We start from the raw sequence: 24436 nt of genomic DNA on the forward strand, positions 1-24436 counted from the left end.
TTTCCCATAATTATGGTAAAAATAATAACTGCAATCTTATTGCTGATTGTCTGGTTACGGCCGGCAACCGGTAATGATGTTCGTATCCGGGGCGAGGCGAAAGTTCAGGCTATTACGGAGAATACGGCATTGATTACGTTCCCGTTGTCCTGGGAGCATTCCTGGCGGGAAAGCGAGAGTTGGGATGCCGTGTATTTATTCGTAAAGTACCGACGGGTAGGAGTGAATGAGCCGTGGCATCATGCTTATCTGAAAGAGGACGGACACCGGGTGACGGGGGGAGGAAATGTCCCGGCGATGGAATTTTTGCCGGTAAAAACGGAGAACATCAATTTGTTGCGGATGGACGTCATATATGCCGGAAATTATCAGCCGACACAGATGACATCCAAGCAGGAGGTAGCGGGGGTATTTTTATTCCGGCGTACACCCGGAAACGGGAATCTGAACATTCCCCGGGTGTCTTTGGAATGGGATTTCAAGCAAGGGGATTTGAATCTGTATTACGACGTAACGGTAGAGGATATCCGTCAGGGGAAGATAGAGGTTTCCGTACAGGCGGTAGAAATGGTGTATGTCCCTAACGGGCCTTATTACCTGGGGGACCGGATTTCTCCTTATTCTTTCGTTTCCGAGGAATGCAACTCTGCTTTTTATGTAAATACGGACGATGAGGTAAAGGTGCATATTATGGGAGCGACGGCAGACAGGGGAGTACTGAACAGATGGGTGGTGCCGGATTTGTATCCGACGGGCTATACCGGATTTTATACGATGAAGTATGAGGTGTCGCAGGAACAGTATGTGAATTTTCTGAACCGGATTACCTATACCGATCAGAAAAAGCGTATCGGAAATGACCTGGACAATCTGGCTCCGGGGCAATTTGCTTTCGGAAAAAAAGATTTGCCGAATTATCGGAACGGTATCATTTTGCAGGAACGGTTCCGTACACACGATACGGCCGTTATCTTCGGTTTCGATCTGAACGGGGATAATCCGATCAATTCGGATGCCGACGGAAAAAGTGTGGCCTGTAATTACCTGACGCCCGATGATGTCCGGGCCTATTGCGATTGGGCGGGTTTGCGTCCGCACAGTGAAATGGAATATGAAAAAGGATGCCGTCAACGGAATCCGGCTATTGGGGCCAATGACCGCTCTTTTGCGTGGGGCTCGCCTAATTTTGCTTCTTTGCAGGCCTGGAATACTTCGACCGTGAAAAATGACAATGCGGAAGACGAGGAAGTATTGATCGCCAATGCTGCCACTGCCGGTCGTATGAACGGCCCGAAAGTGCACAATCTCGGACCGGTCAGATGCGGGGCTTTTGCGACGGAGACTTCCGATATCTATAAAGCCGGTGCTTCCAAATGGGGTATTATGGAAATGACGGGGAATTTAGCCGAGGTTTACTACAATGCCCGGCAGGGAAAAAATTTCAACGGGGAAGTTTTCGGGGATGGGAATATATGGTCGTCTGTGGCTTCCTGGCGGACGGATACGGTGGTACATGTTTATGGGATATTTGATGTCGGACATGGAAATTATACGGTGATTGCTTCCAAAAGTCTTCCGATGCAGACCATCAATAAAAAAGGCAACCGGATGACAACCATCGTCCGGCAGTCGAAATCCGGATATTGCGGAAGTTATTTAGGATGTCGTATCGTAGTAGATGAGGATGTAACGATTCCCTGGCCGGTAATGGACTGGCCGGCTGCGAAAGAAAACTTTATCCTGAAAGGCGGTTCTTTTGCTTCGGAAGCCTTAGGTGCCGGCAGTTCTTTGCTGGTGGCCGACAATATGGCGGTGTCGTATCGTGGAGATACGGTATATGCCAGGGCTTTGCCGGATGAATTGCGTTATGCTTATTCCGGTTTCCGGGGAGGACGCAGTGTGCCGATGAAATCAATCCTTACCGGAAAAATTGAAGGACAGGGGGGGAGAAATCCCGATACGGCCGTTATATGTGCTGCTCAGCCGTATGTGATTACGGAAGTTGAGCCGGGAGACGATACCCCGGCTTCTACTGTTTATTTGTGGGAAATGAACGATGAGGGAGCAGGTTGGGAGGCTTTGCCCAACAGTAATACCCAGAACCGGACTCTGAATACCTGCCTGGTAGATGAGACATTGTATCACACTTATAAATTCCGGCGGCAAAGTATTGCTTCACATGCCGAGTCATACGGAAACGAGGTAACGGTAGTCGTACCGGGCTATGTCATTAACGGAGGCAACAGCTATATGGAGATGAACCCGTATGTTTCTTCGGTTACTTTACAGACGGATCTGGGAGTTGCCGGAGATGTAAAAGTGGAATGGAGGTTGGAGTCGAAGAGTACGTGGCATTTGTTGTCCAATCAGACAGGGGTAACGAAAGATATCGTGACGGTTAACCGGACCGATCTGACTTCCGAGATTCCTTTGAATGACGGCGGAGCCTGTAAAGTGCGGGTAACCGTGACATTGGGGGCCTGTACGTTTGAAAAAATCCTGGATTTGGCGGTTCGGGTGGCCGGATTGGCTTGTCCGGCTACAGTAACGGATAATGACGGAAATTCCTATGCTGTAGCACAACAACCGGACGGATATTGCTGGATGATGGTGAATTCGAAAGTGTTTGTAAACGGTGCTTCTACCGGAGGAATGTATACGTGGAAACAGATACAGGCCAACGGAGATAATTTGTGCCCGCCGGGATTTGCTATTCCGACGAAGCAGATGTGGGATGTGCTGTGGCGTTTTTATGCGACACAGGGTGAATCTTTGTGCGGCGATCCGGCTACACAGGATTATGTAAGTGAAGCAGATTCATGCAAGACGGGGTATAATCCGGGCTTGTATGCACCGGGACTCGATAATTTTATGGCAGGGATGGGGGTACCTCCTGCCGACGGTAATTTAGGTGGCTGGTGGCTGAAGGGTTCGAACGGTTGGTATGTTAATATCAGCTACGATACGGCGGATCCTTATTTTAGTGTTATGTCTTTTGAAATGGATGCGACCGTAGGAAATCCGCTGGTTACGGAAGGAAAACACCCGATACGTTGTTATAAAGTAAGAAAATAAATTATATTGCGTATGAGACGCTTTTTAGTGTGCATTGTTTTGCTGTTGACAGGCTATATGGCTGCCGGACAGATATACACCGGAGGAAAAGGGGACGGAGCGACTATGTCGTGTGTACCTCCGGTAGTAAAAACGTTAAGTGCTACGGAAATTACCTGTGTCAGCGATACCATTCTATTGGTCGTACATGCCACGGGCACCAATCTGCAATACAAATGGCAGAAGCTGGGTGCTAATTTCTTTACGGATTTGACAGATGCGTCCAGGTATTTAGGATTGGGGACTGATTCCTTGCGGATATTGAATCCGACCAGTGCCACCGATTCCGGACGTTATCGCTGTCTGGTGGTGAATAGTTGTGATTCGGATACCAGTGAGGTATTCCATATCGATCTCAACCGGGCGCCCTGGCTGACGAATCCGATGGCGGCTCACGAATATTTACAATATGCCTGTATCAATACCGGTTCCGTACAATTGGTACCCAGTTTTGCTGCAGAGAAAAACGATATTCAATATGCCTGGAAAAGGATAGATACGTTAAGCGGAAGAACGACGATATTGCCTGATACGACCCGGGATCTGACCGTTAAGCTGACACCTCCCGCCGAAGATGTGGAAGGGCTGTATGTGGTATCGGCCTATAACGAATGCGGTATCGTTTCGGATTCGGTCTTTTTGCCGGTATACGATATCCCTCAGGTCATCTGGGATAATGTTGTTGTCGACGGGGTGTTGACGACCTGTGAATACGAACGCCTGGAACTGAGGGCTAAAATTACAGGAGGCGGATCTTATACCTGCTATTTGGAGAAGTTATATAAAGATTGGAGTACGGGAGAATGGAGGGTACAGAATTCCAAATTGCTGCCTTCTTCCTCTATTTTTATCAACGGGGTGCTGATGTCGGATGCCGGTTATTACCGTTGGGCGATTTCCAACCAATGTTCGGATGAAGATTCCTACAGTGAAATCATCGAATTGAAAGTAGAAAAAAAGCCCAGTTTTATCCGGCCGGCGAGTGAAGTGTATGTATTTCCGGATACGACGGTCTGTGAGGGGAGTACGCTTGTAATGACCTGTACGGCCAGCGGTTCGGCAAACCAATATTATTGGACGAAAGACGGAGTACGTATTCCGGAATCCGAAGGCAATGTGCTTCGTCTGGAGAATATTCAGGAAGGCGATGCCGGTAATTATTTCTGTGTCGCTTATAATAATTGTATCGAAAAGGAGACATCCAGACCGATTCGGGTAAAAGTGACTTTACGTCCGCGTTTCGACCGGGATCCTTTTTTGAAAAAACGGGCTTGTGTGGGAGATTCCATTACCTATTTCGGTGTGGAACCCGATCTGACAACCGATAGTTTGCGCTGGTATTTCAACCGGTTGCCTTTGTATGATAACGGGCATTATGAAAATACGACTTCGGAGGATTTCGATATTCTTCATATCGGAGAGAGTGATCTGGGACTCTATCAGGTGAAGGCCTATAACCAGTGCGGGGGTACTCTGAGTGAGCCTGTGCGTCTGGAAAATCTGGCGATTCCGGTCAGCTTTAAAAAGGGTGTCGGAGGATACAACATGCTTTTGTGTGCCGGAATGGAACAAAAACTTTCGGTAGCGACGACGGGTACGACTCCCATTCATTACCGGTGGGTACTTAACGAACATACATACGAATCGGATACCAATTTCGTAGAAGTGAAGGGCCAGGATGTGACGGAACGGAATAAATACAAGGTATATGCTTATAACGTATGTAATGCGGCCTTGGACAGCGGTTGGGTGGATGTAGAGGTTTTCGAGCATTATAAATTCACCGGAGAGGGGGAATACTGTGCCGGGCATACGCCGACGGGGAATTTGACCTTAGCCGGTTCTTCCGATACGTTAACTTATTCACTATACCGGGATTACGGTATTTTTGTCAAGGAATTGAAAGGTACGGGCGATTCCCTGAAATTCGAGAATATGGCGGGTGGTATCTACTACATTATGGCCACGAACCCCAAAACCGAATGTTCCCAGGAAATGAACGGACGGCCTTATATCGACGAATGGCCTTCGCCCAAGGCCCCGAACTTTTTTATTTCCTCTTACTATTGTATGGGAAACAGCGGCGCCACCCTGGTATTGGGAGAATGGGAAAACGATGTGCAGTATCAGTTGGAACGCAATCAGGGAAGTGGCTTCCAGAATGTGCCTTATACGACATTTACGGGAGGTGTACGCATCTTTGCCGTTCCGGAATTGAATTCGCCTCCCGACGGGGAGCCTCGTATTTATGAAAATATGGATTACGGGCGTTACCGGGTTGTGGCTACCGGTGTCAACGGTTGTACGACGACCATTACGCTCGAAGATTCCGTGTATATGTTGCCTCCTCCTTCCATTCATAAGTTGTCGGCTCTGCACGGAGATACCGTAAATTGCAACATCAAGCTTGCCGACGGTACGATTTATACGGAATTTACCGAATTACAGGTTGACCGTTTTATGGAAGGGGCGACTTATACCTTGTATAAGAATGGGGTACCGGATCCGGACAAAGAACCCGACCGTACCTCTCCCATCGGCTGGTCGCATATCGGCGAAGGGGAATATGAGGTGCATGTGGAGACACGTGAAGGTTGTACGGGAACGACCAATAAAGTCCGGATACGCAATGTGGATGCTCCCAAGGAGCAGACACTTTCGGCCAGCGGCAGCCTGTGTGCCGAGCTGGATACGGACGGGGATACCAAAACATTGACGATAGATGCGACGGAGCCGGGGGTAACTTACGAGGTATATCGTCAGGATCCGGCAAAGTTGTGGTATAAATTTATCGGTGACGGTAATCCGAAGGATATTATTATTCCGAACCAGCGGGCGACTTTTTATGCCAAGGCGATCGACCCGACGGGTATGTGCAGTACTTCTTTTTCCAAGGATATTACTGTCAAAGCCAGTAATTTCCAGGTGTCGACCAATCCGGCGGATATTTATCTGGACGCTAAAGGGTTGACGACCTGGCTGCATGTCGATATTACCGGAAATTATGTACAGCCGCTGGAAGTACAGTGGGAGAAAGAGTCGGAATTGCAGCAGACGGGAGTGATTTCCTTACCCAATACGACAGTGCACAAACAATATTATTGGCCGTTCTGTCCTTGTGCAGCCAAGCATGATTCCTATGGATCGGATTGGGTTCATATGTATTCCCACGGTCCGAACTGTACACTGACGAATTGCCCGTACCTGTACCATGCTTACAATCCCGCCGCACACGGTTGTGTTTATATGGGAACGGAGTGGAATACGTATACGGTGGCCGGTTATGCCCGTAGGGGAAAATGGTACGACCTGTACTATTGCCGGGATCAGGTGACGGATGATGCCGGACAGGAGTGGTATGAGAACGATAAGAGCAATCCCTTCCGCAACCGGCTGACGACACCGGTGAACGAAGACCGTACTTATAAAGTGACGGTAACCGACGGAGCCGGGTGTGTACACAGCGATGACGTAACCGTCCGGGTGATCGGCGGTAAATTACGGGCGGAAATTCTTTTTTCCGACATACACAAGCATTACGAATATCCGTTCTGTCCTTGTGTCGGGCAACATACAGGCTACCATTACTGTTCGCGGTATTGTAATTCCGAAAACTGTATCCGTCAGTACCATGCCCACAAACACGAGGGTTGTATCAAGCGGAAGACGGAATATATCGAATACAGGGGACGCTACCAGAAATATTACGATCTGTGGTATTGCTGTACCAATCTCGAAGCAACCGATACCATTGTATATAAGAACGACGAATTGTTTTTCTGTTCGGATGCCAAAGGGGGTGACTATGTGTACGAGAAAAACTGGTCGTTCGACGCTCCCGGATATGCCGATGCTTCATGGGGTGGAATGAAGGGGGATACCGTGATGTTTACCGCCAAGCAATCGGGCTGGTTGCGTCTGCGTGTTACGAGTATGGGACAGGAAGTGCGTGACAGTATCTGGATTGAGGTATACCGCCGTCCGTTTACCGCCTATATACAGGACGGGAACGGACAGGACCGTATCGATTCTTTGTATCTGTGTAAAGGAGAAGAAACTAAACTATACGCCTATACCGCGGGAGGAGACGGGGATGTAACGACAACCCAATGGTGGGGAGACGGTTTTACCGGTCCGAATACCGGTTGGTGGATTTTTACGCCGGAAAGAAGCGGCTGGTTCTTCCTGACGGCCCGCAACGACGATGTGGTGATTACCGACAGCGTTTATATTCTGTTGCGGGAAAGTCCCGGCATACCCGAGGTCGAAGATCCGGGAGCGCGTTGTGTTTTGCCGGGACAGAGCGAGACTATTAAAGTGCTTAGTCCGACAACGGCGGGAGTCAATTATGTGCTGGAATACAGTGTGGACAACGGCGGTTCTTTTGTCGAAAAAGACCGGTATAATAACTCCAGAGGGGGAGCCATTCCGTTCCGGGTGGAGTCGCCTGTCAGGGATGCCGGAGTCTACCGGGTAAAGGCCGAGAGTGTTGCCGGCGATCATCATTGCTCCACTTATTCCGAGCCGATCGAATTTATTGCGCCGCCTTCTCACGATGAGCTTACTTCTTTGAAATATTGTGACGGAAAGCAACTGGTGTTGCAGTTGAACTCGACGTCGACGGATATGTCTTACTCTATTTTGTCGAACAGAAACATCTGTTTCGAGACGATCCATGCACCTAACGATTATTTCCACAAACAGTTCGGAGCCGGTACGTATAAATTCGTATATACCCGTAACGGTCATTATCCGTTCGAGAACGGATTGACAAAATCCTGTTCGGATACGGTCGATATCGAAATACGTAAAGTCGTTCCTCCGGCGCAGGTAGACGCTGTTGTCAACAACGGACTGGGAGCCTGTGAGGGACAGAATGCGACACTTGCTTTGTCGCCAACCGAAAGAGATGTGACTTATTTCCTGGAGGCTCCGAACGGAGAGCGTACGGAGTTGTTTACCGGAAACGGGGGCGTGGCTGAAACGGTGCTTTCGGCCAGACCTTACGGCACCTATCAGGTGAAGGCCGAACGGGAAGGCTGTCCGACACTGGTGAATTGGTTTACTTTCAACCGGAATCCGAAGCCGGTGGTTCAGCCGGATGTATATTATTGCTATCCTTATGGGAAATTGAGTCTGGGCGAAGGAAGCGATCTGACCTATACCGGTCTGGAAGCGGGAGTGACCTATATACTGCAATGGGAAGGCGTTTCTTTCGATACGATTGTAGGACCGGGCACCAAAACCTTTCAGGGAATACAGAACGGAAAATATACGGTGCTTGCCCAAAATGACGAGACGAGTTGTTTTACGACGACGGATTTTGAGGTAAAAGCCGAAGAAGCTCCGAAGGAATTTACCCTGTACGCCGATTGTGCACAGGAGAAAAATATCACCCTTCGTTCGAGCGAGAGAGGAGTACGTTATACCTTGTACAGAGATAACGAGGTTGTTGCGACGATGGCCGGAACGGGAGATACCCTGAAATTCGGAGTTTACAATACGACCGGCGTGTATACGGTGAAGGCTGAAAATACAACGACGAATTGTAAAGCTGATATGAACGGCAATGTGCAGATTACGGAACTCGATATCTGCGATCTGGTACAACAGCGGCCCACCTGTACTGCGGCTACGGTAACCGATTTGATCTATCCTTGCAGCAGTAAGGGTTGGTCCTATTACCTGAAAGATGTTACCACTACCGATACCTTGATGAGTGACGTGCTTGCGGGTACCGGCTCTGCGATCAGTTGGTCGTCGGTGGGGCCCCGGATGATCAAGCCTTATGTTTCCGGCAGGGTGACCAAGAACTCCCGGTATATTTTATGGGGACGGGATGTGTGTGGCGATATTCCTTTGGATACGATCGAGGTTGGTGTAACAAAGCCCGGTTCCGGTGTGCTTTCCATGGAAAATGTCACTTCTTTGGACAATGTTCCGGTAGAGTCCTGTATCAACGAGTGGGAAAATATTTACCTCTCCCAGGTGAAAGCGGATAATAAATATGTATTGATCGGTTTGATGGATGGCGGGTACCGGGATTCGCTGACGTCTTATACCGCTACGGAAGACAACAATACGGACCGGATTTTCCTGGGGGCATACAAGGCTTACGATACTTATGTGCTGGATATGGATCACAAGGGATGTATTTCCAGTTCCCGGATCAACGTCTATTACAAACCGATGCCCCAGTTGTCGGGTTTGGACGGAACAAGCATCTGCGGTAACGAAGGGCAACTGGAGGTGAGTCTGGTCGGGAAATTACCGAATCAGAATTATTACCTCTACATTGATTCGAAAGCAGAGGCGCTGGATACGTTGTCGGCTTCGGAAAGTGATATACAGTTCAGGCCCCAGACCGAACCGGGACGTTATTGGGTGATCGTAGACAATATCGATCCGGTGAGCAAAGCCCGTTTCTGCCGGGATACCATGTATCCTTCATACGCTATCGGGCAGGCCCCGCAGGCATTCGATATTACCCGTTATCCGGAACTCGACGGCGGAAATATATACCTCTGTAAAGGTGATACGGCGACGATTTCTCTGGGTAGAACCGAAAAGGCTGTAGAATATGCCTTGTTCCGGGACGGCGTGGAGGTGTCTCCGATGCGGCAGTACCGTGTCGATGGCGGTGAGATTACGTTTAGCGTACGCGAAGCCGGGGTATACTCCGTGGTCGGCTTTTTAGGAGCCTGTACACAGGAGATGAATAATAAGATTACGGTGTATATGGATACTTTGCCGAAATTGCAGCTTTACGATACCTATTATTATTGTAAGGGTGCAGAGACGGGGGCTAAGATCGAAGTACTCGGAGCACCGTACAAATGTGTCTTTGAGTTGAGGGACGGAGGACTCGGAACGGATCCTATTGAGCGGGATACGGTACAGCGGTACTGGGGAGACGGTATCAGCGATACGATTTCTTTCAATCACCTGTGTCCGGCCGGTGAGCAATATTCATACGTGCTGACATTCCAGACAAAGGGAGGATGCCGCGGGCATCATTATTTCGATGTCGAGGAGGTCGAACCTCCCACGAAGTTCGAGGCCATCAGTACGGGAGATGCCGTGTGTGAAGCCGAATGTACCCGTTTCGGTATTGCCGGCGACCAATACAATGTCGAATATTCATTGATGAAGGTCGATCCGGACGGAGATTACGAATACAACGACAACTATATTGTCGGCTGGGGAGACCGTGATACGTTGTGGTTCCCGTACCCGGTTTGTGAGCGGGGAGAATTCTATGTAAATGCGACCTTCTATACCCGCCCGCAATGCAGCAGCCGTTTGAAAGTAAACGGTGTAGATACGGTATTTCTGGCCGAGGTAGATACGATACGGGAATGTAGCCTCAGGGATTATGAAGTACATTACTGCTCGGAAACTGCTGTCGGAGGAACAATTACGCTGTTGAATGCCCAGGCGGGTATCGAATACCGGTTGTGTAAGGATGGTGTCGATCCGGTTGTGGTCGGGGATTACCTGAAACAGGTATGTACCGTTGAAGGGGAAACGCTCGAATGGACGGATGTGGCTGCCGGAGAAATTTGTAAGGGCGAGGATTTCGACAACGGAACATTATACAGAATATGGGCCTATAACCCGGCAACCCGTTGCTCCAAATGGATGGAGGCACCGGTGTTGGTTATCGGAGACAAACGGCCGGAGGTTGCGGCAATGACGGCTCCTTATTATGAATTCTGTGACGGAGAGGGTGTATTGCTGAAAACCCGGGCTACCGGATGCGGTTTAAGTTATGAATGGTTCCGGGTGGGTACTTCCGGTAATATTGCAGTGGGAAGAGATGCCGACCTGGAAATCGGACAAACGGGAAGTTACTATTGTAATATTACCAATACATGCGGTACTTTCCGCAGCGAGCCGAACATAGTGCTTTATGTAAAAGATGAGACCGTCATGACTCCGATGGGTGTCAAAACCCTTTGTGAGGGTACGCCGGGATTGATTTTCAGCGAGTTCGAGAACGTCAATGACGGAGATTACATCTGGTACCGGGCAGAAAAACCGGATGGCGTACTCAGTACGCATCCCTGGCTGGAATTTGAGAACGTAACTCATACCGACGAAGGGTATTATGTTTGTGTCGGCGGAGATATGAAAAAAGGATATTGTAATGTGTATGCCGATACGGTGTTTGTGAAAGTATCCAATCATGTGGACAGTGCCCGCATACAATTGAAGCGGGATACTCTGTGCTGGGGAACGACAAAATCCATGAGTGTGGATTTGCCCGGTTACAATATACAATGGTATTTTAACGGAGAGGCGATACCCGGTGCGACAGCCAGAGCGTACAGCAAGACTTTCTATACAACCGATGCCGGGCGTTATGCGGTGAAGATCAGCAGCGGTTGCGGAGAACGGGATTTGATTCCGGCCTACGACATTGTTGTGGATACGGTCATCGATCACATCTGGCATACGGACGATCAGAACCTTTGTACGGATGGTCCGCTTTACCTCGAAGTACGTACTTCTCCGATGTCCGGAGTCAATTATGTATGGCAGCAGATTATTGCCGGAGAACCGAAAACGGTGATCGGAAACAGCGCCGGTATAAAGGTGGATGTACCGAAGGATGTGGCCCATGTTACTTACCGGGTGTTCTATTACAATACCTGTAACGATTATGCAAGCAGTGCTTATCAGGATGTGGAGGTCAATGTGGCAGTCAGCATTAAAGCGACGACGCCCTGGCCGGAAGAAATGACTTTCTGCGAAGGTTCGGGAGGTTCGTCAGCGGATCGAACCCTGACGGCTACGATGACCGGTACCACCGTTCACGAGTATGTCTGGATTTTTAATCCGGCAGGTACCGCGGAGACGGATACCGTTGCCCGGGGAAAAACGGCGAATTCCTATACGATTCCCGATAATAAGGATGCTTCCGGGCTCTATACCTGTATGATGACGACCGATTGCGGACGGATGCGCTATGACTACAGTTGCTGGGTACGTATCAATACTCCGGCTTCGATTGTAACCGATTTGGCGGCTACTGCCGGTAAGATGTGTGAAGGAAGTTTGTATACGCCTTCCATTACGGCGACAGGTAGTGATCTGCAATTCCGCTGGATACTGTGCCATAAAGACGGGACAGTGGATACCGTGGCGCGGGGGATCGGCTACGAATGGGAAGATACCCATATGTTGTCGTTGGTAACGGAAGAGCGGTATGCCGGAGATACCTTGAAGTGTATCGTGTATAACAATTGCGGCTTGGATGAGTCCACTCCGGTGATCCTGGAGATCGAAGGACGGCACAACATAGATGTGGAACCGGAAACGTGGGTATGTTATGATTCCCTGGCGACGGTACATGTCAAATTAATGGACGGACACGGTGCTCCTTATGTATCCGGCGCCTGGAGTTATGAGCTTTGCCGGGAGGATTACAACCCGATCGACCGGGATGTTGAGGCCGGTAGGGCTGTGGATACCGTTACCCGTTTGCAGCCCGGAAACTATGCCGTGAAGAACCTGACGGACGGCGTATGTGATTACAAAGACCAGGAAATGGCCGTCTTTACGATAAGCGAACGGACGAAGGCTACGGCTCAGATGTCTTTGCCGAACGGGAAACGGGACACAACCTTGTGTGCCCAGGCCGACTTGCCGATTTATGTGAAGATAGCCGGAGGCACCGGACCGTTTGAAGTAACCATCTGGCAGAAAAAGACCGGAGAGGCGGATTGGTCGGTGTTCAACGAATGGATCAATGTCAATCCGTTCTATATAGAGGCTGCCGAAGCACATGCCGGCTATGTATATAATATTCCGGTGGTAAATCCGGCCCGCTTTATGGTAACGGTCCGCGACCTGAACGGTGGCGACGGAATAGACGGGGCTTGCGAGGTATTTATCGACTCCGGAACGGAGATCATCGATGTAAATATCGTACCCAAATCGAATGTGAACTGGGGCATGCCGGTCGGACGTACCGATTACGGAGAGTGTGAGTTACCGATTAATCTGAACACCATTCTCAATCCCTCGGTGGCCAACGGTATATACCATATTACCAAATTGCAACCCGGAGGAAGTGAGGATATTACTTTCGACCGTAATTGGAACTCTCCGTTTATTTTACAGACGGACGGTCCGGGGCGTTATCAGGTAACTTATTCTACGGGAGGCATCTGTGATGAGGTAACCAATTCGAAAATTATCTTTGTGATCGATTCGTTGCCGAAGGCTCATTTTATACCGAAAGATACGATTATCTGTACGGGAAATATGCCGCCGAGGGTGTATGTTGAAATGCGGGGGGCAGAGCCGATGGATTATATCCGTGTGGAATCGAGCCGTCTGAGACGGGACGGAACGGTAGAGCCGTTTACGCGGCCGGGTTGGGAAGCCGGTACTCCGGTGGGGACAACCATCAGTTATCCGAGACAGGAAGTACCGTTCTACATCGTCAATACCGATTCGATTGTGCGCTATGTGCTGAAGGAACTGAAAGACCGTCACGGATGTGCTATGGCTGCGGGACCGGAAATTTCGACCTCGCTGACAATTGCCCAATTGCCGCGGGTGACCGTGGAAGGTTCCAACCAGGCATACGACAACGGCTTCTGGAATTCCGTATTGCAGGAATACAGTATAGCGACGGGAGATAGCGTGCGCTTCCGCATCCGGATGACGTCCGGAACGGCACCCTGGACCTTGACGGTGACTTACGGCAATTCCTATCCGATTATGGACGGGGAGGTGACGACCTATACCGTGTATGCCAAGGATACTATTTTAATCGAGAAACGGGATGGACATTATTTGTTCAATTGTGAAGACGCTCACGGTTGTAGTCTGAACAACTTAGGGACGACACACCGGCAAATCAGTATTGAACCCGACGGCTACTTTAAGCTGGAAGGAGTGTTGTTGGGAGGTGCGGTCGATCCGACGCTGCGCGGACAATCTGTCAATGGAAGTCAATTGATGTTGACGGGGGTTATGAAATCAGATTTGATGACCTACGGATTATTGCCGACTACCGATCTGGAACCGATGGCCCTGGCGAAGAGTGCCGATTTTATCGATTGGATTTATGTGGAAGCCCGTACGCAGGATGTACTGGGTAAGTGGACAGTCGTGGCCCGGGATAGCTGTATCCTGTTGAAAAACGGTAAGGCGCTTGGCAGAGACGGTTCCAACGTTTTGAAACTACCCAAAACGGGAACGCATGGGAAGACTTTCTACATTGCCGTATTGCACCGGAATCATTTGCCGGTGATGACGGCGAATCCGATACAGTTGGGAGCCAGTCCGACGGCGCCGCAAACGGTGACCTTCTGGTACAAAGAGAATTTCTGGACCCGGGATAACGATTTGGAAAAACACGCCTGGAAAGGGATTGTGTTGCTTAACGGCGGTATAGATATCTGGGCAATGGCACCGGCTTACCTGAACATCAATCAAAAGGCCTTGCTGGTAAGTATGTCGAATCCGAATGCCTCCTTCTTCAATGCAGGAGCTCCCGGTTATAGTATTTTCGATGTGAATTTCGATGGTATTGTCGATTTCCCCGGCTATATTTCAGACTGGAGCCAGATCAACAGCTACGGCAGCAGTGAAGATGCCTGGTTGTTGTTGTTGAACCGGGATAAGTTTTCGGAAATAGAACTCGAACCTTAAACGAAGGATGGCAGGTATGAACATAAAGTATAAATTATTGCCTTAAATGTGAGTTTGAATTTACAATTTGAAGTTATGATGCTTGACAGATTGATTTGTTATCGGATTCATTTTATCCGGCATTTGAAATCATAAATCTACGATGAAAACGTTCATATAGATTGTAGGTTGTTTGGCAACTTGATTCGTCATTAATTTTTTTAATCTAAAATTGTAAATCTAAAATCTAAAATTTTAAACCTAGGTTAATTTTAAGAAAAAATGTAAAAAAAAGTTTTTTTACAAAAAATATATTAACTTTGTAATGTATAATATGAATGTGATGAAGGGGATTTTATGCAAGTGGTTAGGGATCAGTGTGTTCCTGCTCGTTCTTCTGTTTTGTACCCAAAAGACAGAGGCGGCTGTATATACCGATTCATTGACTTTTAAGATTGATAGCGCCAAAATCGAGGGGGATTTTTTGGAGTACTCGGTAATGTTTTGGCGGACGAATGAAAGTTGGGTCGGAGACAATGGAATACAGGATACATTATTGGGGAATACCGACCTTAATTTTTGGTTGGAAGATGTCGTGTTCGATAAGAATGTGGCACCTCAAATTGTACGTAAACATGCGGATTTGGATCTGAATACGGCGGGGGGCTTTGCGTTGATGAATATCGAAGCCCGTTATTATGCTTACCGTTTTTCCATCAAGGTCAGTCCGAAAGAAAACCCCATGAGCAATATGCGGGTGGTGTCCGTTTTATACAACCAGCCGGTAGAGTTGTGCCGGGTGCGTTTGAAGATGACGAATCCGAATCAGAATCCCGGTTTGGAATGGGATGTAAAAGCTACGGGCGGTCAATCGACGATAGGGGAGCCCCTTATCCTTGCTTTGGATGGAAATATCAGACTCAATCCTCAAAAAGACATTATACTGGTTGATAATTCCCATGTACAATGGGTATGTGAAGGCGGGGATGCCAAAATCTGGGCCAAAGGACATTCGTCCGGGGACAAACTGAAGATTGCCTGGTATATGGCCGAAGACCCGGATTGTGTGGGAGCTTACAACGGCAATCCGAACGATGCAGCTAAATTTACAAGTAATATTACCGGAAACCTGGTTTCCGGTCAAGTGCATGTAGCCGATTTCCTGAATACTTCGAAATGGGGAAAACTTCGTTACCACATTACCTGTGCCAACGACGGTTTGGAGCGGGTGGATACGCTGCATATTTTCAATGTGCCGATATCCATGGACAGTATTTATTTCCAATGTGAATTGTCGGATGCCTCTTTGTCCGGAGCGCCCCGTTATTCGACGAATACGGCAAACGGTACGGACAATCAAAAAACACAGCTTTTGGTTCGGGACAGCCTTCACGGTTGGTTTGCTTCTTCCGATCCGACGCTGCGGGACGATGGCCCTGCCGGTATCGGGGCGAGTGACCGGACCGATACGGTGATGAGATGTCCCAGTATCGGGGCAGTGGTGTCTTTCTATTTCTTCGGACCGGATTGCGATGCCGATCACCAGATAATCGGGAGTTATATGGACGTGACCTACCAATGGCAGGATGCTTTGGGAGCCAGTGATGTAGATACCTACCGCGTTTCGTCCTGGGAAAAGGTAAACGGGAAAAACGCTCCCAACGGCAAATGTTTGTATAAGGGCTCGGTTTTACTGGCACAGGAACTTACCGACAAATTGGTGTGGATCAGATCGATTTCTACCGAAGCGGGATGTAATAACGGTTCTTCTTACCGGAAATACGATACCCTGTATGTAAAAGACCTGCCACAGAATCAGACTCTGGTGGCTACCCTGACCGATACGACCCTGTCAGCGGGAGAAAGTATGACATTAAAATCCGGTTTTGATAGCTATACGTTGAAACAACCGGCACTCGGTTCGATAAATACCTCTGCAAAGACGTATACGGCTCCTTCGGCCTCCTGTTCCGATCCGGACGGATGCCGCGATACCCTGGTCTATAAATATACCATGAATATCGGAGAAGGGGCGAATTGCCAAATGGAATTCCAACAGGTAGTGAATTTAAGTGATGTCTACTATTTGAGTTTAAAAGTTTTGTTGGAAGGAGGGTTTGCTTATAGTTCGACAAATTTGATGGTTTCTTATCCGGTAGCCTTGTTTCCTCGAGATGCCAGTGGATATTATACTTCTCCATATTGTGATCAGAAAGTGGCTGTAATGCCTTCAATTGCGACACCGACAGAAGGGGACATTACAGATTGGATATATATTCAGTTAAGAGATGTTTCTAATATTGGTAATTTGTTTGAATCTGTAGATTCAGTTTCTGCAATTGTTAGACAAGATGGGACTGTTTTTAGTTTAGATGGTAAGCCGTATGTTACTTTTAAAAATCTTGCTAAAACAAAATATCATGTTGTTGTAACACATAGAAATCATGTAGGAGTTATGTCAAAAGAACCAATAGAACTTAAAACTTCTGTAGCTTCTTTACCTGCAACTCCATTGATTGATTTTACAAACGTATCTTTAGTGTATGTATCTGATCCAACGATACCTGTTATGTATTTATTACCGGATGGACGGGCTGCTCTTTTTGTTGGAGATGTTACAGAAGATGGCTTTATAACGGTTCCTGATGCGAATGAGATTATATTTAATATGAGCAGCACTACAGGTGATGTTTATCGGCCATCTGACCTTGATTTTGATGGTGTTGTGAATGCATCTGATTACAATAGATGTTTAAATAATTTGGGGAAAAAGACTCAATATTAAAAGCGAGTATTTATGAAGAGGATACTTTTTATAATATTTTTTGTAATACAGATACTCCAAGGGGGAGCACAGACCTTTTATGGTACAGAAAATTTGCCAACGGATTGGTGTGGCTCTAAATTCGGGAATAATGAATGGGATAATACACTTGAGACTGCTATTCAAAATGTGACAGTTAATGGGGATTATCTTGAGTTTGATATTTATTTGAGCAGGATTGGTAAATGGTTTAATCAGGCATGGACATCGGAAAGGAAAAGGTTGTCTATCGTGACTCTTGCTTTTGATTATAATTATAATGTTTTAAGTACGAATAAATCAGATTTTACTTATACAATAGGAGAGGAGTGGGAAGCTGATGTAGATGTTAAAAGCTGTGGTTTGGAAGAAGCTCCTTCATTTGGAGATCCTCATTTTTTGCAAATGAATTTTGCAAGTATGAATTATTATACATTTTCTGCTCCGGGAGAAGGTGTATTTTTTATGCATATAAAATGGAAAATAGCATCTAAATCAGGAAAAACAGGAGTAGTACTTCGTACACCAGGTCCTCCAAGATCTTCTGAAGCAACGACAGATCAAAGTGCTGCGGTATGTGTTGTTCAGACAGGAAATGCTGACATCCAACTCGGGTCAGAATCCGCTCCAGTAATAACGGATCTGGCTGTTGCCGACGCTTGTGCCGGGACGACTCAGGGAATCACGGCGACGGTTACCGGTACATATACGGGGATTAACTGGGAATTAAAAAAGAACGGAGCAACATCGACCGATGGTACGATTACGGTCGGAGCTTCCAAAGAATTGGCTTCTGTTGCTTGGGGAACATCGGCCAGCGGCACTTATGAAATTTGCGGAACGCCTCAGTCTTCGGTAGCCGGAGCTGTACCGTTTTGTAAAAACGTAACGGTGACGGCTGCACCGGCCTTGGAGATTGCCAAGAGTACGACTGATGAATGTGTGAATACGTCTGTAACTCTGACTCCACAGCAAGTGGGCGGGGGGGCTGTCGGTTCGTTACTGAATGCCTCTTCTTATAAATGGACTAAAGATGCGAGTGCTGCTTCTTTGGCTACTTCGTTAACCTATACAACCGGTTTGACAACCACGTCTACGGTTTATCATTTTACGGCAACCACGGTAACGGGTAATTGTCCGGTGTCTGCCGATATTACCTTGCAGGGTGTAGCTGCTCCTGTCGTTTCCGGCATTTCAGCTATTGTGGCAAGCGGGGCTTCGCTGATAGACAAGAAATATTATGCCGGTGACAATATTACATTCAGTGTACCGAATAATGTCGATTATACCTATGCATGGACCATCGACGGGGTATCTGCCGGTAGCGGAAACTCCTGTCAGATCGAGAGTGCGACCGCAGCTTCTTATGTTGTAAAGGTTACCGTAACCAATAGTGCCGGTTGTTCGACCGAGCTGACGGAAACTTATACGTTATCTGCCGGTTGTGGACTTACGGTGGCTTTGCAGGATCATTTCAATCCCGGAAATCCGGTTCGGATTTGTGCGAACGGTGTTGCTCTGATAGATGCTGTGGCGACAGCTAATTGTGCCGGAGAGTCTGTGCTGTATTATGTATGGTATCAGAAACAGGTGGATAATACCTATAAAGAAGTATTGCGGGATGAAAATCCGGGGGCTTTGAAAAGTACTTTTGCAGCGACTGTGGCAGGAACATATCAGGTATGGGTATATAGTGCCAGAGGCATGATAAAGAGTGCCGATTTGCAGGTGAATGCTTCCGGATCGATTTATACCGCTGATATCGTAGAAGCCTGGGATCCGGTGTACATACCCCTGGGTGGAGGCCCTGCCGATTTGGGAGCGAATGGAAACAACATCGACAGCTATTACTGGAAACCCGAGAAATGGTTTACCGGGTCTGCCCATACGGCGCAGTTCCCGACGACTTCGGCTTTGTCGCAGGCGACGACATTCTTTGTATATGCCTCACACTCCGACGGTTGTGTATCGATGGATAGTTCGCATGTCGTGTTGTCTGATAAGACATTGGATATAACGATACAAATAGCGGGTAATCCCGTTTGTGCCAATGGTAAAATCCGTTTGACGGCAGAAGTGTCGAACGGAAGCGGAAATTATGATTATACCTGGGCAACGAATGAATTTACAATCGGCTATCCTAATAAAAATAAGGAAATGGTTTTTGAAGCCAACAAGAGCCTGATTCCGGCAGAAGGAAAAGTGTTGACACAGACACTGTATGTAAAGGATACTGATACGGAGGTTGTGGGAACGGCTAAAGCGGTGATCAATTTATCGAACCTGGAAGATCCGAAACTGAAATTCGATCTGGTCGGTAACGCTACCTGTGAAGGAAATACCCTGAGCGTAGTTAAAACTGCCGGCCCGAATATCGCTAATTATTATTGGTTTGTGCGGGATGAATCTTTACCGAATAAACCGGTGACGATGACGACTTCGACGACTCCCGGACTGAAACTCGATAAACGGGGCGATTATACCGTATGGGTAGGAGCGAAGACAATTAATGTCAGCGGCTTGGAAGGGTGTTATTCGGATACGGTGAATGCCCGTTTACCGCTGAAAGTGAAAGGATTCGATCTGGCATGGTCTACCCAGCCGGCGGCAACCTATGTTTCCGGTCAGGTGTTGAAAGCGGGTGCTATAGCTTCCAATTCGACGACCTCGAATGATTATACTTTCGAGTGGCTTTCTCCGGCAGGAGGAACGATGACTTCGGCTACTCAAACGACAAATCCGAATAATTTCCAACTGGAAGGGGCGGAATTGGCCCAATACGAATTTAAAGTAAAAGTGACGAACGACGGATGTCCGAAAGAATTATCCGAGATCGTAAACCGCAACGCTACCGATAACGGCTTGTTGCTGACACTGGCATCCGATCAGGTGAAATATTGTGCCGGCGGAGCTGCTATCATGAGCGCGAGGGCTACCGGAGGAAAAGCGCCCTATCGGGTGACCTGGTATAAAGTGGGCAGTGAATCTTCTCCGATCGAAGGACCGAAAGAGATGGCTATCGACGGAGGTGCCGGTTTCGACCGTTTGATCATTACGACTCCCTTATCCGATGGCGATAAGATTGTTGTAAAGGTAGAGGACGGAAATACAGCTTCTCCGAAAATCCGCAGGGATACGGTGACCGTAAATGTGACGGGAGCTGTTCAGGCCCCGCAGATTTCAGCCGGGGCTGACCGGACGATTGCCAGAGGTACGTCTACTTATCTGCTGGGTGAAGTGCTGGCGGAAGGCAACGGGATTACTTCCTGGACCTGGTGGGACGGAAATAATCTTGTCGCCGATGCGACAACGGCTAATCCGCAGACGAAAGCTTTGAACAGTGCTACGACTTTTTCGGCCTATGTGACCGATGCTGCCGGATGTACGAGTTTGCCGGATGAGGTGGAAATCCGTGTGACGGCAGATCCTTACGATCTGGCCGTGGATATGAACGCACCCGGCCTATTGTGTCATAACAGTAAGGTGCCGTTGTCGGCTGACGTTACTCCGGGTGACCGGGCGATAAGCAAATGGCAGTGGACCACGACCTTGGGAACTTTGTCGAATGCTGCGTTGGCAACTCCGGATTGGACGATGAACGTATCGGCCAACGGTACGGCTACTCTGATGGTATTGGTTGAAGACGGAGCGGGGGTAACGGCTGTCGATAAGGCTGTTGTGACCGTTTCGGATAAAACGGCGCCGGAATTGATTTTGGCCGGCTATAATACTGCCGGGGGTAAAAATACGCTTTGTTCGGGCAGTACGGAATTGAAAGTAACGGAGAAAAACGGAATCGCTTTGTCGGGATATGTATGGTATGCCGACGGTGCGGTCGTGGCTCGGGATGTTGATACCTATATACATGCTGTTAGCGCGACCTCTTTGGTGACGGTACGGGTGACGGCTTCGGCTGCAAGCGGCGGATGTCCTGCCAGCAATGTAGCGGAAGTGCCGTTGACGGCTTATCCGCAACCGGCTATTGCCTGGGCGGCTTCTTCGACTCCCGAATTTGTTGATGCAAATACGGCGGTAAAAGTGACGGCCGAAGTGACGACGACCACAAAAGCACCTTATACCTATACCTGGAAACATATTTCTACACCGGTCAATCCGAATGCACCGGGCTATACGGACGAAGCGAATGCTGCCGGTACACCTCCTGCTGCCAGCAGTGAGGCAAATCTGGCGGGCGGTGCTTCAGCCGATTCTCATCCCTATGATTTTCAGGTAACGGTGACCGATGGAAACGGTTGTCCGTCGGATGAAATAACCCGTTCTATCGTGGTGAACGACGGCAGCCTGTATGTAACGGTAGCACCGAAATACGGCGACTATTGTATAAACGGGGCCGGTGTGCTTACCGCATCGGTGAAAGGGGAAGGGGTAACGGCTGACAATGTTACCTACCAATGGTATAAAGATGGAACCCTGATGGCCGGAGAAACCGGTAAGGAACTGGTTGTCATGAACCCGAATGAGACGGACAAATATCATGTGGAAGTGGAATGTGGAGGGAAAACCGGTTCTACAGCGGGCGTTCCGACTCAATTGAAACAAGGTACGAATACGGCTCCTACGCTTACGGGTATCGATCTGCAGATTCCGACCGGGTCGCGCACGGCTTTGGTGGTCGATCCGAACGGTGCGGTAATCACCGAATGGCAATGGAGTCCGGAAGATAAGCTGGCCAGTGGGGAAAGTACATTATCGTCGCCTTATACGGTTGCTTTGAATGATCCGCAGCAATATACGGTTTACGGTGTAGATCGGAACAAATGTGTCAGTGCTCCGGCTATCGTGAATGTAGATGTCATCAAAGTACTGGATCCCGCCGACCGGCAAGAGAATCTGATGGTGAAGGCCTGGCCGACGCCGGATACGGTTTGTATCGGTAACGAATTGAATATCTATGCGACGGTTTGGTCTTCGGTAACCGGTGATAAAACCTATACCTGGATGGGCGATGATAACCTGAACGTTAAAAATACTCCCGGTGTGATTTTCAATCCGACCAACCAATCGTTGCCGGTCGGTACATATACTTATGCCGTGATTGTCGAAAATGCTGTCGGTATGAAGGCTGTCGACCGGGCCATAGTAACGGTTATCGACGGTACGACACCGACGTTGACGGAACAAAATCCGGGTGACCGTTGTGCCGGAAACGATGTGGTCGTAAAACTGACCCCTTCCTCCGGAGCTGAGTATACGTGGATTGTCAACGGGGTTGTCGATGAGACGGTTAGGGGTAACACCTTTACCTGGCCGGATGTAATGGATGAAACCGGGGTTCATTATAACCTGAAAGTCATAGCTAAAACCGCCGGTTATTGCCGTACGGATACATTGAAGATCGATGCGGATGTGCAACCGGGCGTGAAGTTTGAAGGTTTGCAGATTGCCGATAGCTGCGGACAGGTCATTCTCTATTCGAAGACGAAAGAAAATGCCAACTATAGCTGGAGTTTGACCGCAGGTGCGCCTTATTTGAAGACAAAGGCCGGAGGATCGGCAGATACTTGTTATGTTGTTCAGGATATGGAATTTACAACACCTTCGATGGGATATACGCTGAAGGTAGAAGTAACGCCTAACGGCGGCGGTTGTAAAGCAAGCGGCCAGTATACGGGTAAATTGTACTACAGGCCGACTGCCCGGATTGCAGGCTGGAATCCGGCAGGAGAGGCGACATCTTTGTCTTATACAATGGTGGAGAAAAACGGATCGGAAACCGTTTATCTGGATGCCCTTAATTCGCATTATACGACAACTAATTCGGATGTCGATTGGACGGCTTTACATACTAACATTCCGGCAGCCAGCGATAAAAAAACGGCTACTGTCAGAAACGTTGCTGTGGACGATTCCGTTTTCCTGACTATCGCCAATAAGGAAGTAGCTACCTGCCAAAGCCGCGATACCATGCCGGTATACCTCTATCCGGAGGCTCCGACAGTTGATATAGACACCAATACCTGCTTGACGGATATATTGATACATTGGGAAAATGGTAATGGTGATAGTGTTAGAATTATGGGTATAGTGGACGATGCTTATAATGTATTGGGTAAAAATTATCAGATACTTGCTTCAGTAAAACTGACTGATAAGAAATGGGTAGAACCCAATATGAATGATCGCTTGAAATTCTATTATCTTCAGTCAGTAAGAAAAATTGAAGGTCGTTCATTCCTTTCACAAATAACCAGTGATACTGTGGGATGGTTGAAACAGACATTGTATAGTGTGAATAATGCGTCGGGTGGTATTGATAATGTCATTGCATATCCGTTTGATATGTCTTCGAAGGGAATGCATACAAATAGAGATTTATTTGAAAGATTAGTTCCATCAAGTTTAAATAAAGGTGGTGGAGTAATCGGATATTGGGATTTTGCAAGTCAAATATGGAATAACGAGGACTGGATGGATATGAATGGGGACGGTTCATGGATGATTTGGAGTTGGGACCCTGCTCCCGGGTTTGATTTGAAGGTAGGTAGTGCCTATAATTTATCTTTTGCAAATGCGAGTGTTGAATCTGCAAACATCTTGATGTATGGGAAATTACAAAGGCTTGTTTATAATTTCGAATTAAATCCTACCGGAGGTTCTGAAACCTTTATATTATATCCGATTTCGATGGTAAATAAGAAAACCCGTCAATATTTAGGAGGTCAGATACCAACAACTTATTTAGGGATATTCGATTTCTCATATCAAGTGTATGATAATGCTTCATCTATAGATTTCGGTGACGGTATGATTTTCTGGGATCCGGAGGAAGCAACAGATGTATTGAAAATAGATGGATGGAGGCCTGTTCGGTTTACAGTTGAGAATCCCATATTAAATTGGAGTAAATAA

At 48.0% G+C, this 24436-nt stretch carries 4 protein-coding genes; all 4 read left to right on the plus strand.

What is annotated here, in order from left to right; all coding sequences use genetic code 11:
• Positions 1–12 precede the first annotated feature (12 nt).
• The 4 genes from DD657_RS13975 (at position 13) to DD657_RS13990 (ending at position 24436) form a co-directional block, all read left to right on the plus strand.
• Positions 13–3075: an SUMF1/EgtB/PvdO family nonheme iron enzyme gene (locus DD657_RS13975; RefSeq protein ID WP_287050513.1), complete on the plus strand. Its 3063-nt coding sequence runs from the start codon at positions 13–15 to the stop codon at positions 3073–3075.
• Between the two features lie 12 nt (positions 3076–3087).
• Positions 3088–14784, plus strand: a complete 11697-nt coding sequence (locus DD657_RS13980; RefSeq protein WP_287050515.1) for an immunoglobulin domain-containing protein — start codon at positions 3088–3090, stop codon at positions 14782–14784.
• Positions 14785–15088: 304 nt separating this feature from the next.
• Positions 15089–17548, plus strand: coding sequence for a hypothetical protein (locus tag DD657_RS13985; protein ID WP_287050517.1), 2460 nt, complete (start codon positions 15089–15091; stop codon positions 17546–17548).
• Positions 17549–17560: 12 nt separating this feature from the next.
• Entirely contained in the window at positions 17561–24436 is a 6876-nt protein-coding gene (locus DD657_RS13990) for a hypothetical protein (RefSeq protein ID WP_287050519.1), read from the plus strand.

The sequence above is a fragment of the Culturomica sp. genome, assembly GCF_003524185.1.
In the GTDB taxonomy this organism is placed as follows: Bacteria; Bacteroidota; Bacteroidia; order Bacteroidales; family Marinifilaceae; genus Culturomica; species Culturomica massiliensis.

What these genes read in the sequence shown, in the direction of transcription:
- DD657_RS13975 (WP_287050513.1), top strand. Translation starts at nt 13, where the DNA reads ATGGTAAAAATAATAACTGCAATCTTATTGCTGATTGTCTGGTTACGG.
- DD657_RS13980 (WP_287050515.1), top strand. Translation starts at nt 3,088, where the DNA reads ATGAGACGCTTTTTAGTGTGCATTGTTTTGCTGTTGACAGGCTATATG.
- DD657_RS13985 (WP_287050517.1), top strand. Translation starts at nt 15,089, where the DNA reads ATGTATAATATGAATGTGATGAAGGGGATTTTATGCAAGTGGTTAGGG.
- DD657_RS13990 (WP_287050519.1), top strand. Translation starts at nt 17,561, where the DNA reads ATGAAGAGGATACTTTTTATAATATTTTTTGTAATACAGATACTCCAA.